The sequence below is a fragment of the Campylobacter sp. RM12642 genome (assembly GCF_020137635.1).
Classification (GTDB): domain Bacteria; phylum Campylobacterota; class Campylobacteria; order Campylobacterales; family Campylobacteraceae; genus Campylobacter_E.
Genome location: NZ_JACGAT010000003.1, coordinates 26038 through 40977, shown reverse-complemented (window position 1 = coordinate 40977; position 14940 = coordinate 26038). Strand labels below are relative to the sequence as shown.

At 28.0% G+C, this 14940-nt stretch carries 16 protein-coding genes; 10 read left to right on the top strand and 6 right to left on the bottom strand.

The genetic code is table 11. From position 1 onward, the window contains the following. Positions 1-319: 319 nt before the first annotated feature. A complete protein-coding gene (locus AVBRAN12642_RS01915) occupies positions 320-823 on the bottom strand; it encodes a magnesium transporter MgtE N-terminal domain-containing protein (RefSeq protein WP_214116887.1) in 504 nt (167 codons plus the stop codon). Then, on the bottom strand, positions 820-1710 hold the full coding sequence (locus AVBRAN12642_RS01910; protein ID WP_336607876.1) for a DMT family transporter: 891 nt from the start codon (positions 1708-1710) through the stop codon (positions 820-822). Before AVBRAN12642_RS01910 ends, AVBRAN12642_RS01915 begins: the two co-directional genes overlap by 4 nt. A gap of 244 nt (positions 1711-1954) precedes the next feature. Here AVBRAN12642_RS01910 and AVBRAN12642_RS01905 point away from each other — a divergent pair, with 244 nt between their 5' ends. The 3 genes from AVBRAN12642_RS01905 to AVBRAN12642_RS01895 are packed head-to-tail and all read left to right on the top strand — an operon-like array spanning position 1955 to position 5221. Further along, positions 1955-2587: a thiol:disulfide interchange protein DsbA/DsbL gene (locus AVBRAN12642_RS01905; protein ID WP_336607899.1), complete on the top strand. Its 633-nt coding sequence runs from the start codon at positions 1955-1957 to the stop codon at positions 2585-2587. An 11-nt stretch (positions 2588-2598) separates the two neighbouring features. Continuing rightward, the gene (dsbI, locus tag AVBRAN12642_RS01900; RefSeq protein ID WP_336606701.1) at positions 2599-3357 is read left to right on the top strand and encodes a protein-disulfide oxidoreductase DsbI; all 759 of its coding nucleotides are present in this window, start codon (positions 2599-2601) and stop codon (positions 3355-3357) included. 28 nt (positions 3358-3385) lie between these two features. Further along, complete coding sequence (locus tag AVBRAN12642_RS01895; RefSeq protein ID WP_336607875.1) at positions 3386-5221, top strand: aryl-sulfate sulfotransferase; 1836 nt, start codon at positions 3386-3388, stop codon at positions 5219-5221. Between the two features lie 23 nt (positions 5222-5244). Here AVBRAN12642_RS01895 and AVBRAN12642_RS01890 read toward each other — a convergent pair whose 3' ends face one another. Then, the gene (locus AVBRAN12642_RS01890) at positions 5245-5970 is read right to left on the bottom strand and encodes a tetratricopeptide repeat protein (RefSeq protein WP_214119797.1); all 726 of its coding nucleotides are present in this window, start codon (positions 5968-5970) and stop codon (positions 5245-5247) included. Positions 5971-6179: 209 nt separating this feature from the next. On the opposite strand from AVBRAN12642_RS01890, the gene AVBRAN12642_RS01885 reads away from it, so the two are divergent. Next, the gene (locus AVBRAN12642_RS01885) at positions 6180-7382 is read left to right on the top strand and encodes a sugar MFS transporter (RefSeq protein ID WP_336607874.1); all 1203 of its coding nucleotides are present in this window, start codon (positions 6180-6182) and stop codon (positions 7380-7382) included. 26 nt (positions 7383-7408) lie between these two features. Here the strand turns inward: AVBRAN12642_RS01885 and nhaA are convergent, their stop codons facing one another. From nhaA to AVBRAN12642_RS01870, 3 genes are all read right to left on the bottom strand, one after another. Next, positions 7409-8536: a Na+/H+ antiporter NhaA gene (gene nhaA / locus AVBRAN12642_RS01880; protein ID WP_336607873.1), complete on the bottom strand. Its 1128-nt coding sequence runs from the start codon at positions 8534-8536 to the stop codon at positions 7409-7411. Positions 8537-8750: 214 nt separating this feature from the next. Then, entirely contained in the window at positions 8751-10463 is a 1713-nt protein-coding gene (locus AVBRAN12642_RS01875) for a mechanosensitive ion channel family protein (protein ID WP_336606697.1), read from the bottom strand. Continuing rightward, complete coding sequence (locus tag AVBRAN12642_RS01870; protein WP_214116860.1) at positions 10460-11098, bottom strand: carbonic anhydrase; 639 nt, start codon at positions 11096-11098, stop codon at positions 10460-10462. The genes AVBRAN12642_RS01875 and AVBRAN12642_RS01870 overlap by 4 nt, the downstream gene beginning before the upstream one ends. 103 nt (positions 11099-11201) lie before the next feature. Here AVBRAN12642_RS01870 and AVBRAN12642_RS01865 point away from each other — a divergent pair, with 103 nt between their 5' ends. From AVBRAN12642_RS01865 to AVBRAN12642_RS01840, 6 genes are all read left to right on the top strand, one after another. Further along, a complete protein-coding gene (locus AVBRAN12642_RS01865; RefSeq protein ID WP_239803051.1) occupies positions 11202-11879 on the top strand; it encodes a Bax inhibitor-1/YccA family protein in 678 nt (225 codons plus the stop codon). An 88-nt stretch (positions 11880-11967) separates the two neighbouring features. Next, entirely contained in the window at positions 11968-12285 is a 318-nt protein-coding gene (gene secG / locus AVBRAN12642_RS01860) for a preprotein translocase subunit SecG (RefSeq protein WP_442862353.1), read from the top strand. Between the two features lie 11 nt (positions 12286-12296). After that, a complete protein-coding gene (gene frr, locus AVBRAN12642_RS01855) occupies positions 12297-12854 on the top strand; it encodes a ribosome recycling factor (RefSeq protein ID WP_214116854.1) in 558 nt (185 codons plus the stop codon). Between the two features lie 2 nt (positions 12855-12856). Continuing rightward, complete coding sequence (locus AVBRAN12642_RS01850; protein WP_336607872.1) at positions 12857-13273, top strand: RDD family protein; 417 nt, start codon at positions 12857-12859, stop codon at positions 13271-13273. Then, positions 13273-14295 carry a ribonucleotide-diphosphate reductase subunit beta gene (locus AVBRAN12642_RS01845; RefSeq protein ID WP_336607898.1) on the top strand — a complete coding sequence of 341 codons (1023 nt, stop codon included), beginning with the start codon at positions 13273-13275 and terminating at the stop codon, positions 14293-14295. Before AVBRAN12642_RS01850 ends, AVBRAN12642_RS01845 begins: the two co-directional genes overlap by 1 nt. Next, the gene (locus AVBRAN12642_RS01840; RefSeq protein WP_214116849.1) at positions 14285-14920 is read left to right on the top strand and encodes a protein-L-isoaspartate(D-aspartate) O-methyltransferase; all 636 of its coding nucleotides are present in this window, start codon (positions 14285-14287) and stop codon (positions 14918-14920) included. The genes AVBRAN12642_RS01845 and AVBRAN12642_RS01840 overlap by 11 nt, the downstream gene beginning before the upstream one ends. Positions 14921-14940: the final 20 nt, after the last annotated feature.

Below are 14940 nucleotides of genomic sequence, written 5' to 3'. Positions count from 1 at the left end.
ATTAAAGTTTTATATATGGGACTTTAAATAACTTTTAAAAGTATAAAAACTAATATATAAAATTACTTAGAATAATACATATAATTTTAAAAAACTTCATAAAACGCACGAAATTAAATTAGCATTGAAAGTAATTTAAGGTTTTAACTAAATAAACTTAAAAAAAATATTTTATAAAAACTTTTTATAACTCTAATACAACGAAGTTTTAAATTAATTTTTAAAAATAATCTTAATTAAAACCTATAGGCTAAATCTAATATCATATTTAATTATTAAACAAAAAATATTAGATAAACCAAATTTATAAGAAAATAGATTAATTTTGTAATTTATTTTCACTTAATAATCTTGTTAATTCTCCTGCTTTTGCTGGGGTCATTTTTGCTAGTATTGATGATATTTTTTTAGCTTCAAGACTTAAAAATATTTTTATAACTTCTTTTTCATCCATTGTTTCTAAAATAGCCGCTGCTGCTGCATCTTTCATCTTAGCATAGGCATTTGATACTTTATTTATTTTATTTTCTGTAATTTCATTTTTTAATTGTCTAATTTCGGCTAAAATTTTTGCATTATTGTTTCTAATTTCATCTAATTTATCTTGTTCTTTTTTTATCTCTTCTAACATTGCTAAGTTTTTTTCTTCTTTTTCTTTTTGAATAGCTAAAAAGGCAGCTTTATAGCTTTCTAATGCTTGTTTTGCTTCATCTAATTCTTCTATCTTTCTATCCATTTGTATTTGTTGACTAGCAAAATAAGCGCTACAATCTTGTGCGTAAGTAAAAGAGATTAAACTCATAAGAATTAATAATTTTTTCAAGATTTTTCCTTTTTTAACATTGTTATTAAAATACCAATCATAATTAAAGCAAATCCAATTATTTGAACGATTAATAAGCTTGTCCCTAACCATAAATATCCAATAATTGCAGCAGCTAATGGTTCGTTTGATGATATTAGACTAGCTTTACTTGCTCCTATTTCTTGCAAACCAACCATAAAAAAACCAAAAGCCATAGTAGTTCCAACTACAATTACTCCTAACATAGCAAGTATTAATTCTAAATCAATTTGCACTTCAAATTCCCAAATCTTTTGATATAGACAAAAAGCAATTCCTGCAATAATCATAGCAAAACCTAAATTAGGTAAAGGAGAATAAATCATATTAATTTTTCTAGGAATAATTGCATAGCAAACTGCTCCAATTGATGATAAAAAGCATACAATTAAAGCCTTAGTAGATATTACAAATTTATTCAAATCACCATTAGTTGATAGCAAAAAAGCTCCACATAACACACAAATTAAAGCTAGAATTTCATATATGTTAGGAAATCTTTTTTGTTCAAAACATACGATTAGCACTATAAAAACAGGGGCTGTATATTGAATTACGGTAGCAATTGCAGCATTGCTTAATTCAATTCCGTAAAAGTATGTATATTGACACATAAAAATGCCGAAAAATGAAAATATTAATAATGTAAATAGGTGTTTTGTGTTTTTAAAAATTAAAAAATTAATTTTGATTTTTCTTACTAAACAAAATAAAAGCATTAATATTCCAGCAAATAATAATCTTAAAGGCACTAGAAAATCAGCATTTAAGCCTTTTTTTAAGAATATAAATTCTCCACAAACACCACTAAATCCCCAGCAAATTCCACCTAAAAAAACTAAAATTACCCCATAATTTTTACTCATATTAATCCTTTAGGCAATTATAGTTTAAATGCTATTTTATTTGCTTAATTTTTTAGATTAATTAATTTATTTTACTAAACACTTAAAGTAATTATAAATTAAATATATAGTATATATTTTATAATAATAATTATTAGAATTTAAAATAATTTTTCAGTTTATTTTAAAATTAAATAATTAAAATAAAAATATAATTTTAATTTAAGGAGATTAAGATGAAAGTCTTAAAAAAAGTTTCAAGTTCATTGGTTTTAGCTACTATGCTAATGGGGGGGGTAATTTATTTGCTTTAAGCGAAGGTAATGAATACATTACATTAAGCACTCCTATCCCAAATGCTCAAAATTCAGTTTATGAAGTATGGTCTTATAGATGCACACATTGCTATTCACATCATAAAGCAAAAACTATGGAAAAAATCCAAGCTGCATTCCCTGATGTAAAAGTTGGATATTTATTAGTAAAAACTATGGGAGATTATGGCAAGCAAGCTGCTGAAGTTTTAGCTTATGCACAAAATGAAGATGAAAAAGCAGGAAGAAAAGTTGCTGACGCACATAGCTTACACCATAAAGTAAGTGATGCTTATTTTTCAGCTTATTTTAAGAAAAATCAAAGATGGGGAAATGGTGCTGAGCCAGATAAATTTTATGAAACAGGTCTAAAAGCTTTAGGAATTGATAAAGCAAAATTAGATGAGTTTTTGGCTACTCCTAAGGCTCAAGAAATCATTGCTTCTTATGAAATCGCTGATCCTATTTCAAAGAATTTCGGAACTCCAGGTTTTGTAGTTAATGGGAAATATGAAGTAAATATTTCAAAAATTGGCTCACCTGAAGCTTTAGTTGAGGTTATTAAAGAATTACTTAGTATGTAAGGAGTTTTGCTATGAAGCTTCTTAATAAATTAACAAGCCTACAAGAAGGTAGGCTTTTATGGATATTAATGGTTATTGTTACACTAGGTCTTACTTGTGTAGCACATTATTTCTTTCAAGATTATTTATATATGCAGCCTTGCGAACAATGCGTATATATTAGATATGCAATGATAGTAATGGCAATAGGTGGCATAATAGCAGCTATTTATCCACATCAACTAACTAGAATTATTGGATATACTTTAGGTTTTTATGGTTGTTTAATAGGTTTTGGATTTTGTATAACTTTAAATGAAATTCACGAAGCAGTGCATAATGCAAATGCTTTTGGTGGAGTGCAAGGTTGTAGAGAAATTCCAATATATCCTTTTGCATTGCCTTTACACGAATTAGCACCAGGCTGGTTTTTACCTACTGGAGAATGTGGTCTTGATAATCCTATCGTGCCTGAAGATGCTTATGCTACTTTAAGTTCTTTTCAGCAATTTTTTGTAGGAACTGAAGCGGGTGATTTTGAAGATGGATTTTATTCGCAAGGTTGGTATTTAATACCTAGTTTACATTTTATGAATATGGCAATTGCATGTTTATTATGCTTTGTATGTTGTTTTATTGCACTTTTAGCAATGTTTATAGGTTTTATATCAAAACCTTGCAAATGTGCAAAAATTGGTGCTATTATTGTAATAGCTATTACTTTGATTTTATTTTTTAGTGGAAATGCTATTAAAGCAGCAAAAATTGCTTCAATGGCAGCTGGAATTTGAATATATTAATTTTTTAAAGGAGATTAAAATGAAAAAGGTATTGAGTTTATTTGCAGCGGCTGCAATTCTTTCAACAAGTGCTTATGCTATAGGTGGTGCTAGTGGTGCTAAGACTGATTATCACAAACAAGGCAAAATCGGTGAATTAGTAATGAACCCTTATAAAATCGCTCCCCTTACTGCAGTTATTAAAAATGGTGGTTATAAATTAAGCGATGTTAGCGTTGAAATTGTTCCTAAGGAAAACGGAGTTCCTTTAAAATATAATGTTGCTAATAAATTTTTATTAACTCACGGCGGAATTCCAGTTTTTGGACTATATCCTAATTATTATAATACGGTTAAGGTTAGCTATACAAAAGAAGCAAATGGCAAAAAAGAAAGAGTAGAAAACGAAGTTTATGAAATGTATGCTAGTGCTATTTATGTAGAAGCTAGTGGAATTAAATTCCAAAAAGCTGCATTATTTAGTGAAGCTAAAGTAAATAAAGTTGATCCAGAATTTAAAGATAGACTTTATTTTGTAAATAATATTGAAGAAAAAAGTGGAGCAGGAACTAAAGTAGTATGGAATAACCCAACAGGTGGGGCATTAGAATGGAATTACTATCCGCAAAACTTTATCATTGATACAACAGGAGAAGTTAGATGGTATATGCTAGCTACTCCAATTTATGACCTTGATAGCTCAACTATGGCTGGTGTTATGATGGGCTTTAAACAAGATACTGATGGTGCTTTAGTTTGGGGATATGGTCAAAGATATGCAAAATACGACATAATGGGAAGAGAGATTTTCAATCGTCGCTTACCTGCAAACTATATTGACTATTCACACCAACTTGATGTTGCAGCTAATGGAAATTATTTTTTAAGAGTTGCTAGTGCAAATACACTTCGCCCTGATGGTAAAAATGTAAGAACGGTAAGAGATGTTATCGTAGAAATTGATAGGGATGGTAATGTGGTTGATGATTGGAGATTATACGAAATACTTGACCCATATAGAGATATAGCATTAAAAGTTCTTGACCAAGGTGCGGTATGTTTAAATATTGATGCAAATAAAGCAGGTCAAACTTTAAGTGCTGAAGAATTAGCAAAACTTGATAGTAGTGATAAGTTTGGAGATATTGTTGGAACTGGAGCAGGTCGCAACTGGGCTCATGTAAATAGCGTTAGTTATGACCCAAGTGATGATAGTATTATCATTTCATCTCGCCATCAAAATGCGGTTGTAAAAATTGGTCGTGATAAAAAAATCAAGTGGATTTTAGGTGCTCACAAAGGTTGGAAAGATGAGTTTAAAAAATACTTATTACAACCTGTAGATAATAAAGGTAAAAAAATTGAGTGTGATGATGAATATAGTAAATGTCCAGGATATGAAAATCCTGAAGGCGGATTTGACTTCACTTGGACTCAACACACAGCTTATAGAATTCATGAATTAAGTAAAAAAGGTGTTACTTATATAACCGTATTTGATAACGGAGATAGTCGTGGTATGGAACAACCTGCGTTTCCAACTGATAAATACTCTCGTGCAGTTGTTTATAAAATAGATGAGAAAAAAATGAGCGTTGAACAAGTTTGGGAATATGGCAAACAAAGAGGTCATGAATGGTATAGCCCTGTAACTTCTCTAGCTCAATATAATGCAGATAAGAACTCAATTTTTGCATATTCAGCTACTGCTGGAGCTAATTTTGATTTAGCAAATGGAGCATTCACTTCAGCACCAAATCCATACATTATGGAATTTAAATATGGCTCAACCACTCCTAGCGTTGAAATCCAATTAAAAGATACAACAGGCTATCAAGCGTGGCCGTTTGATTTAGGCAAAGCACTTAGTAAATAAGTAAAAAAGAACTAGAATTATTTCTAGTTCTTTAAATTCTTAATAAAATGTATAACAATACTTAAGGCTTTTTTGCAATCTTCTTGCTCTCCTAAGCCGCAAGATTTTTTAAAATATTTAAACGCTTTAAATAAATTATTATGTTTTACATACAAAATAGCTATATTTTTACAAGAAATCGCATTATCCATATTACAAGCTTTTAAATGATTTTCAAAACCTAATTTTTCGTTTTTCATCTTATCATTATATAAATATAATTGCCCTAAATTAAAGCAAGAATTCTGGTCATTTAACTTGCAATAATGTTCAAATATTTTAGCGGTTCTATCTAAGTTAGTATTTGTATTTATATATACGAAGGCTAATTGCATACAAGCATCTTTTATATTTGCTTTACAACCTTTAAATAAGTATGGTTCTGCTTTAATATCATCTTTTAAAGTATTAGAATAAAATATACCTAAATTCCCACAAGAAATTCCATCATTATTATTATACTCACAAGATAATTTATAATAATATTCAGCCTTTTGTAAGCTATCTGGATTGTTTTCTTCATTATAAATAGTTGCTAAATTATTACAAGCTTTATATGATTTTTCATTACAAGAGATTATGTATAGTTCTTTTGCTTTTTCTAAATCACATTCAACGCCTAAGCATTTGTGATATTTTAAAGCTTCTTTATAATAATCTTGCGAAAAAGCAATTACGCTAATTAATGCGATTAATAATATTTTTTTCATTTTTTCTCCTTTTATGTTTTGAGTTATTATTGATTTAAATAATTAAAATAGCAAATATATTATTTTAAAATCACTTTTTTGTATTTAATTGCTTTTGTAATTAAAAATGTGTATAAACTACACACTTTTTGAATTTTTTTACAAAAAGTTATTAAAAATGTTAAAAATTATTTTAAAATGAGCTTTTTAAAATTAATCAAAGGATTATTATGAGAACGCAAAACAACTCATTTTCGCTTGTTATTTTAACAGCGTTATTTTTTATGATGGGCTTTTTAACCGTTTTAAACGATATTTTAATCCCACATCTTAAAGAACTTTTTGAATTAACTTATTTTCAATCATCTTTAGTTCAATTTTGCTTTTTTGGAGCGTATTTTATAACTTCTGCATTTTTTGGTAAGCTAATTCAAAAAATTGGCTATCAAAATGGTGTTGTAGGTGGATTTTTATTAGCCGCATTAGGTGCTATTTTATTCTATCCTGCAGCAGGAACTCATAGTTATGCTATATTTTTAGGTGCTTTATTTGTTTTAGCTAGTGGGGTAGTGTTACTTCAAGTTACAGGAAATCCTTTCGTTACTTTATTATCACCTAGTGGTAAAGAAGCAAGAAATTTAGCTTTAGTTCAAGCATTTAATTCACTTGGAACAACCGTTGGACCATTTTTTGGCGGTTTATTTATTTTAAGCTCAACAGCTAATTTAAGTTTAGAAGAAAAAATAAGTTCAGTTCAATTACCTTATTTAGGAATTGCGGTTGCGCTAATTGTTTTAGGAATTTTTGTAAAGTTTTTCATAAAATTACCTGATGTAAGAATTACGGCAGAAGAAATCAGCGAAAACGCACACGATACAAGAACAAGTGCTTGGCAATATAAACACTTAGTTTTAGGTGCTTTTGGTATTTTTTGTTATGTTGGTGCTGAAGTTGCTATCGGCTCATTTTTAATTCTTTATTTAATGCCTATTTTAAATATCACTCAAGTAGAAGGTGCTAGTATGATAGCTTATTATTGGGGTGGTGCTATGGTAGGTCGCTTTATTGGAAGTTATTTAATGAATTATATTAAACCTGCTTATTGTTTAGCATTTAATGCAATTGTTGCGATGGTGCTTTTATTGTGTGCTATTTTAATTGGTGGAGAATTGGGTGCTTATGCGGTTTTAGGTGTTGGATTTTTTAACTCTATTATGTTTCCAACTATTTTTTCACTTGCTACAAATGGACTTGGTCGCTGCACCTCTCAAGCTTCAGGAATTATTTGTATAGCAATCGTTGGTGGAGCTATTATTCCTCCTATTCAAGGATTACTTGCTGATAATTGTGATTTGCATATATCTTTTATTATTCCTGCGATTTGCTATTTATATATTTTATTCTTTGCTATTAAAGGCTATAAATGTAAATAAGAATTTGAATTCAGATTTTTCTGAATTCAAATCTTAAATCTTAACCATAAAAATCCAAGCACAGCAGAACAACAACTAGCACTTAAAACTGCTAATTTTGCACTATTAAAAATTGCTTCATTTCCTTCAAAAACTAATGTATTTATAAAAAAGCTCATTGTAAAGCCAATTCCTGTTAATATACTAGCTCCGTATAAAATCTTTTTGCTAGATGGTAAGGTTGCACCTAGTTTATTAGCAAGTAAGCAAAAACTAAATACTCCTAATTGCTTTCCAATAAATAAACCAAAAAATATTCCAAAAAATACACTATTTAAATTGTCTAAATTAAACTCAAGCAATACCCCAGCATTAAATAAGGCAAATATAGGCAATATTGCATAATTTACATAAGGGGTTAAATCGTGCATAATTTGCTCTAAAAATTCTTTATTGTCTTTAGTATGTAAAGGGATAAAAAATGCACAAAGCATTCCAGCTAAAGTAGTATGAACCCCACTTTCTAAAACACAAACCCAAATAAAAGCACCTACTATTAAATAAAACATTTTGTAAGTGCAATGGAAAATATTTAATATAAATAATAACCCAACACCAATAGAGCCTAAAACAAGAGAAATATATAAAAGGTCATTTGTATAAAATATCGCAATTATAATAATTGCAGCAATATCATCAAATATTGCAAGGCTTAATAAAAATACTCTTACACTATTTGGAACATAGTTTTTTAGCATTAATAAAATAGCAATAGCAAACGCTGTATCAGTTCCTGTTGGAATTGCAAATCCACTTAATCTATAAGTATCAAAAAAATTAAATATAGAATATATTAAAGCAGGAACCATAATTCCACCTAAAGCACCAGCAAGTGGTAATAATCTTTTGCTATTTGTATTTAGTTCTCCGCATAGAATTTCTTTTTTTACTTCAAGTCCAATCCAAAAGAAAAATATAGCAACCAATCCATCATTTACCCATAAAAATAATGGTTTGCTTAAAGAATAATCTAAAAAGCTAACAGATGCTCTAGCTTCTAAACAAGCATTGTAAAATTCACTAAATGAAGAATTTTTTAAAAATATTGCTAAAAATGTCATAAATAATAATAAAAATGCAGGTAAAAGTTCGTTGTTTTTGATTTTTGATAACATTTCTCTCCTTTTAAATAAATTAAATAAAACATTCTTAGTAAAAAATGCTTGATTTAAAGAATTATAAAGGTTTTAAAAGCGATATTTACTCTGATAATAATTAAAAAAAATAAATAAAAGTTTATAAAAGATAATAATTTTTATTATTTAATAATTTAAAAATAAAATTAAAATTCCTATTTTAAATTCTTGCATTTAAAATAGGATATTTGAATTATTTTGTTGTATCTGGAAGTTTTTCAATATAAAGGCTAGTTGAAGGGAAAGCAAAACTTAGACCATTTTTCTCAACTATTTTCATAATTTCCATTAATATTTTGCTTTTTTCATCATAATATTGTTTAGCACTAACGCTTTTTATATAAAAGTATAGCTCTACATTGATACTACTTGCAGCAAAATCATCTAGCCAAACATAAATTGATGATTTAAAGCCTTCTAAATCATTGACAGAAATTAAATTTTGTTTGTAATAATTTTTGTTTTTGTGTTGAAATACATCATCGTTTTCGTTAGCTATTATATTATTACTTGTCAGCAATTCTTTTATATCGTTTATAAAATTTTGTATTTGCTCTGTGCTTGCATCGTATGTCAAGCCAACGCTCATTCTTACTCTTCTACCATATTTTCTTTTTGAATAATTTTTTATATTTCCATTTAATATCGTAGAATTTGGGATAAATACTAAGCAGTTATCAAAGGTTCTTATGGTTGTTTTTCTAAGACCTGTTTCAACTATTGTTCCTTCTATTCCGTTAATTTCTACCCAATCACTTTGAGAAAATGAATTATCAAATAACATTAAAACAGAAGCAAAAAAGTTAGCGATAATATCTTTTGCAGCAAGTGCAACTGCTAAACCACCAATACCTAATGAAGCAATAATTGCTGAAATATCAAAACCTAATTTAGCAAGTATGATTAATATAGCTATGAAGACTATTATAAAATATAGTATTTTTAGCATAAGATTTATTATTTCTTTTTTACCGCTTCTTTTAGCAATTTTTGAAATAATTATTACTCCGTATCCATCTAAGATAGTTATTAATAACCAAGTAAATGCCATAGTATTAATAATGCCAAATAGCGTTAGTATAAGTGTCATAATTGGAGCAGGATAGAACGCTATTAGAAAACATAACCATAAACCATATATATAAAATAAAGCAATTAATGGTTTTGTTGATTTTTGCAATAATTGCAATGAATGATCATCATGGTTTTTCTTAAATACTCTTAAAATTATTGTAAAAATTATTTTAAGAACTAATTTTTTTAATAAAAATATAAATAGCATTATAAGAGTGCATATTATCACTTTACCAGGATTTATATAATTATTGACTTCTTCTGGAAAATATGAATTAAATTTGCTTAAAAATTTATTAGTATCTAGTTGCTTAAAAATATCATTAGTAGTAAATATATCTGTATTTAGTCTAAGATATGTTAAAAGTTCTACATAAGAATTGATTTTAATTTTTACTTCTTGATTATCACTTGTATAATTACTAATCGTTTTTATGCGTTCATCTATTAGATTTTTTAAATCTGTTTTATGCTCTTCTTTAGAATTTAGATAAGAAATAATTTCTAATAAACATTCATAAAAATTTTGTTCTACTGCTTGTAAAATTTTATCATTATTAGTTTTTTTAATATCTTTTAATATGTTTTTGTCTAAATTCTCTGGTGTAATTAGGGTTGGAAATACTGCTAGTATTTGATTTTTTTCATTTTTTAATTCTTTGATTTCAGAATTTATTTTGAGTTTATTTTGGCTGTTTTCATCTTTTTCATCAGCTAAAAATTTATTTAATTCTTCTATTTTTATGTTTTTAGTAGAAAAATTATCAATATTATTTAATAGCTCATTAGAATATAAAAAAACCCCAAATAATAGTATAAATAAAATTCTCATTTAATATCCTTTAATGGCTTAAAGTGTCCGTCATTAGGGCAGTATTCATAGATTTCTCCTGTTTCTATTAAAAAATACCAAGCTCTAATTTTTAATTTATTCTCATCAATTCTTTTTTGAACTTCAGGATAGCCTAATAAATTCTCATAGCTATTTAAAATATTTGCTTTTTCTATCATCCAAGACCTTAATGCGTATTGACCTTCGTAGTGGTTTAGTTCTAATGTAAAATCAACTTGTTGTTTAATATCATCAATTAAAGAAACCCATTTTTTTACGTTAGGTAAAAGTTCTGCTTTTTTACTAGGAATATCTTTACATCCACCGCAGTTGCTATGCCCACATATTATTACATTTTCAACATTTAACGCATATAAAGCATATTCAATAGCTGAAGTTGTTGCTAAATATTCATCTTTTACACGATATGGTGGGATAATATTTGCTATATTTCTTACAACAAATAATTCTCCTGGAACTGTTGAAGTTATTAGATTAGGAATTACTCTTGAATCAGCACAACCTATAAATAATGTATGTGGATTTTGCTCTTCTTTTAAGTCTTTAAATAAGTCTTTATGTTCTAAAAACCCTTCTTGCATAAATTGCAATGCGCCTTTTATTAATTTATCCATTTTTTATCCTTGTTAAAAAGCGAAATTATATAAAAAAATTTCAATGAGATATTAACTAACTTAGTTATAATCAAGTGCATTTAATAATAACAAGGAGACAATTATGAGTTTATACGAAAGAACTCGCACTAGTTCAGCAATTCGCTCAGATGCTGCTATTTTTGTAAGAGATACATATATGTATTTTGCACTTTCACTAGTTGCAGCTACTTTAGGAGCTTATTTAGGTGCTACTTATTTAGCTAGTTTTTTAGTTGGCAATATTTGGGCTAGTATAGGAACGCTTATAGTAGAAATTGCCTTAATTATGATATTAAATAGAAAAAGTGAGGTAACTAATGGTGCTATTGCTATGCTATTTGCATTTGCATTTATTAGTGGATTAAGCCTTACTGGAATTATTTATATTACTTTACAAAGTCAAGCAGGTGCTACAATTATTGCTCAAGCTTTATTCTTAACAACTTTAGCTTTTGCAGGTCTTAGTGTTTTTGCATTTACAACCAAAAGAGATTTTAGCGTTTTTGCTAAAGGATTTTTTATAGTTTTATTAATTATGATAGGTGCGTCTTTATTAAATCTATTTTTCCAAAGCCACCTTTTACATTTAATAGTTTCTTGTGTTGGAGCAATAGTATTTAGCTTCTTTATCATTTATGATACTCAAATGATAATTCGTGGAGCTTATCAAACACCAATTCAAGGTGCAATTGCTTTATACCTTGACTTTATTAATTTATTTATATCTTTATTAAATATCTTAAGAAGCATTAGAGACTAATTTTTAAGCCTTCAATTTTGAAGGCTTTAACTTATTTTAAATTTTATAACATATAATACAAACTTTATTTTTAAACGAAAGAAGTAATATGAACACAATTTTTATCGCAATTCAATTTATTTTAGTAGTTATTATTTGTGCTTGCGTTCTTATGCAAAAAAGCTCAAGTATAGGCTTAGGTGCTTATAGTGGTTCTAATGAGAGCTTATTTGGAGCTAAAGGTCCTGCTGGTTTTTTAGCAAAATTTACTTTTATTATAGGAGTTTTGCTAGTAGCTAATACTATTTATTTAAGCTATAGTTATAACACTAAAACTAGTGAAAGTCTAGTAAATAAACTAGAAAATGCTAGCAAACAACTTAATGACACTAATCAGCCTAAAGCATTACCAGAATCAATTAAATAAAAGGAATACTAATGTTAAATGATATTTATTCAAAACAAAAAGAACAAAACGAAAAAGCTCACAATTCTTTAAAAAAAGATTTTATGACTTTAAGAACAGGTAAAGTAAATATTTCTATATTAGATAATGTTTTTGTAGATTATTATGGAACTCCAACTCCATTAAATCAAGTTGCAACCGTGTTAGCAACTGATGCAACGACAATTACTATTAGTCCTTGGGAAAAATCTATGATTAAGGCTATAGACACTGCTATAAAAGCAGCAAATATCGGTGTAAATCCTAATGCTGATGCTGATGGAGTTAAATTATTTTTCCCACCAATGACTAAAGAGCAAAGAGAAGAAAATGCTAAAGCTGCAAAAGCAATGGGAGAAAAATGCAAAGTAGCTATTAGAAATATCAGAAAAGACGCTAATGATGCTGTAAAAAAATTAGAAAAAGATAAAGCAGTAAGCGAAGATGAAGCTAAAAAAGCTTACGATGAAGTTCAAAAATTAACAGATGCGGCAATAGCTAAGACTGATGAATTAGTTAAAGAAAAAGAAACACAATTACTTAAAGTTTAAAAATGGCAAAGGCTAAGGTAAGTTTAGCTAGCCTTTATGATAAATTAAAAGCTGGCATTGTTGATATGTTTATGATAATGATGCCAATACAATACTTCACTACCTATATCTTAGTAGGTAGTGCTAGTGAGTATAGACAAAATCAATCTTTTATATTATTTGCAACCATTACTTATCTTTTAGTTTTATTTTTACTTTTATTTTTTAAAGGTCAGAGTTTAGGGTATAAATATTTAGGTTTGCATTTAAGAAATAAAAATGGTAAAAAAGCAAGTTTATTTCAAGTTTTTATTAGATTGGTATTGTTTGTGCTTACATTTTCTTTATTATTTGGTATTTTATTTCCATTTTTTAGAAAAGATAGGCAATATATACACGATTTATTTTCAAACACTTTAGTCCTTAAGGAGAACAAATGATGGATAGAAAAAGAATTTATAATCCACAAAGTAATGAAGATTTAACATCAAGAAGAGTATTTGGTGGAAATCCACAAGGTATATTAAATTTTACAAAAGCAAAATATGAGTGGGCTTTAAAATTATGGGATTTAATGGAAGCTAATACTTGGTTTCCTAGAGAAGTTGATACTACAAAAGATGCACTTGATTATAAATGTAATTTAACTTCAAGTGAAAAAAGAATGTATGATTTAGTATGGAGCCAACTAATTTCTATGGATAGTTTTCAAACCAATAACCTTGCTGATAATATCAACCCTTATATAACAGCTCCAGAGATTAATGCAGTATTAGCAAGACAAGCTTACGAAGAAGCAAATCATTCAAAAAGCTATGCGGTAATGGTTGAAGCTATTTGTGATGACACTGATTTAATATATGAAATGGAAAAGCACGATGCTACTTTAAGAAAGAAAAATGATTTTATTTCAAGTTTATATGAAGAACTTGCAGGAGATGTAACTGATGAAAAGTTACTATATGCAATGGTTGCTAATCAAATTCTAGAAGGAATTTATTTTTATAGTGGTTTTACTGCAATTTATGCACTAGCTCGTGCAGGTAAAATGCTAGGTTCTGCTCAAATGGTTAGATTTATTCAAAGAGATGAAATCACTCACTTATTGTTGTTTCAAAATATGATTAATTCAGTTAGAAAAGAAAGAACTGATTTATTTAATGAAAAAACAATTGCTAAAATTTATGAAATGTTTGAAAGAGCTGCAGAGCTTGAAATTGAATGGGGTAAATACATTACTCAAAATCAAATTATGGGCTTTACTGATGATATAATTACTGAATATATTCATTATTTAGTAGATTTAAGACTTAGCTCAATCGGACTTGATAAAAAATATAATGCAAAACATCCTATTAAATGGGTTGATGACTTTTCTAAATTTAACGACCAAAAGAGTAACTTTTTTGAAAGTAAAGTTACAAATTATAGTAAAGGAAGCTTGAGTTTTGATGATTTTTAAGGATATTTACGAACAGCAAAAATGTGCTAGACTTGCTGAAAATATTGCAAATGAAGTTAATATTAGCAATGAGATTAAACAAGCATTTGCTAATACACCAAGAGAAATTTTTATGCCTATGAGTAATTTTGCTTATGAGCTTCACGCAATGCCGCTTAGCTCAAATCAATGGATTAGCTCACCAATTACCGTTGCAAAGATGACAGCAGCACTAGAGCCTGTTGGTGCTGATAGTGTGCTTGAGATTGGTTGTGGTAGTGGGTATCAAGCCGCACTTTTGAGTAATCTTATTAGAAGAGTTTTTTCTCTTGAGAGAATAAAGGAATTATCAAATAAAGCAATAAAAAATCTTGATACAATCAAGGCAAATGTATATGTTCGCCACGCCGATGGAAATAATGGGCTTAAAAATTATGCACCTTATGAGAGAATTTTACTATCTGCATATACAAATAAAGTTCCTGATGTATTATTTACTCAACTTGAAGTTGGTGGAATTTTAGTAGCTCCTGTTGGAAATGAAAATAAACAATATATTACTAAGTATATTAAGCATAAAGATAGAATAGAAGAAATCATTCTTGATTCTTGCACTTTTGTTCCTATGTTAAGTGGTGTTGAATAATAATTTAACACCACTTTTTT

Bases quoted from the DNA above. Each gene is read 5' to 3' on its own strand.
- AVBRAN12642_RS01875 (WP_336606697.1), bottom strand. From the start codon at position 10,463: ATGAGAATTTTATTTATACTATTATTTGGGGTTTTTTTATATTCTAAT.
- AVBRAN12642_RS01845 (WP_336607898.1), top strand. From the start codon at position 13,273: ATGGATAGAAAAAGAATTTATAATCCACAAAGTAATGAAGATTTAACA.
- secG (WP_442862353.1), top strand. From the start codon at position 11,968: ATGAACACAATTTTTATCGCAATTCAATTTATTTTAGTAGTTATTATT.
- AVBRAN12642_RS01895 (WP_336607875.1), top strand. From the start codon at position 3,386: ATGAAAAAGGTATTGAGTTTATTTGCAGCGGCTGCAATTCTTTCAACA.
- AVBRAN12642_RS01910 (WP_336607876.1), bottom strand. From the start codon at position 1,710: ATGAGTAAAAATTATGGGGTAATTTTAGTTTTTTTAGGTGGAATTTGC.
- AVBRAN12642_RS01865 (WP_239803051.1), top strand. From the start codon at position 11,202: ATGAGTTTATACGAAAGAACTCGCACTAGTTCAGCAATTCGCTCAGAT.
- AVBRAN12642_RS01890 (WP_214119797.1), bottom strand. From the start codon at position 5,970: ATGAAAAAAATATTATTAATCGCATTAATTAGCGTAATTGCTTTTTCG.
- AVBRAN12642_RS01885 (WP_336607874.1), top strand. From the start codon at position 6,180: ATGAGAACGCAAAACAACTCATTTTCGCTTGTTATTTTAACAGCGTTA.
- dsbI (WP_336606701.1), top strand. From the start codon at position 2,599: ATGAAGCTTCTTAATAAATTAACAAGCCTACAAGAAGGTAGGCTTTTA.
- AVBRAN12642_RS01850 (WP_336607872.1), top strand. From the start codon at position 12,857: ATGGCAAAGGCTAAGGTAAGTTTAGCTAGCCTTTATGATAAATTAAAA.
- frr (WP_214116854.1), top strand. From the start codon at position 12,297: ATGTTAAATGATATTTATTCAAAACAAAAAGAACAAAACGAAAAAGCT.
- AVBRAN12642_RS01870 (WP_214116860.1), bottom strand. From the start codon at position 11,098: ATGGATAAATTAATAAAAGGCGCATTGCAATTTATGCAAGAAGGGTTT.
- AVBRAN12642_RS01840 (WP_214116849.1), top strand. From the start codon at position 14,285: ATGATTTTTAAGGATATTTACGAACAGCAAAAATGTGCTAGACTTGCT.
- nhaA (WP_336607873.1), bottom strand. From the start codon at position 8,536: ATGTTATCAAAAATCAAAAACAACGAACTTTTACCTGCATTTTTATTA.